Source organism: Rhodococcus sp. A14 (assembly GCF_011603105.1).
In the GTDB taxonomy this organism is placed as follows: domain Bacteria; phylum Actinomycetota; class Actinomycetes; order Mycobacteriales; family Mycobacteriaceae; genus Rhodococcus_F; species Rhodococcus_F opacus.
In genome coordinates, this window is record NZ_JAAOQS010000343.1 from 1 (window position 1) to 381 (window position 381).

General features: G+C 63.0%; 1 pseudogene. It reads left to right on the plus strand.

The features are described 5' to 3' along the window. Positions 1–381: pseudogene (gene nusA / locus G9373_RS45770) on the plus strand (transcription termination/antitermination protein NusA); the annotation flags it as partial.

Genomic DNA, 381 nt, shown 5'->3' on the forward strand with positions numbered 1-381 from the left:
GCGCATACATCCTGAATGTCGACCGTACCGCACGCGGCCCGCAGATCGAGCTGTCCCGCACCTGCCCGGAGTTCCTGATCAAGCTCTTCGAAAACGAAGTGCCGGAAATGGAACAGGGCCTGCTGGAGATCAAGGCCGCCGCGCGCGATCCGGGCGTGCGTGCGAAAATCGCAGTCGTTGCACATGACAAGCGCATCGACCCGATTGGCACCTGCGTCGGCGTGCGCGGCACCCGTGTGACCGCCGTGCGTAACGAAGTTGGTGGCGAAGCTGTAGACATCGTGCTGTGGTCGGAAGACCCGGCGCAGTTCGTGATTGGTGCGCTGGCGCCGGCACAAGTGCAGTCCATCGTCGTGGACGAGGAAAAGCACAGCATGGACG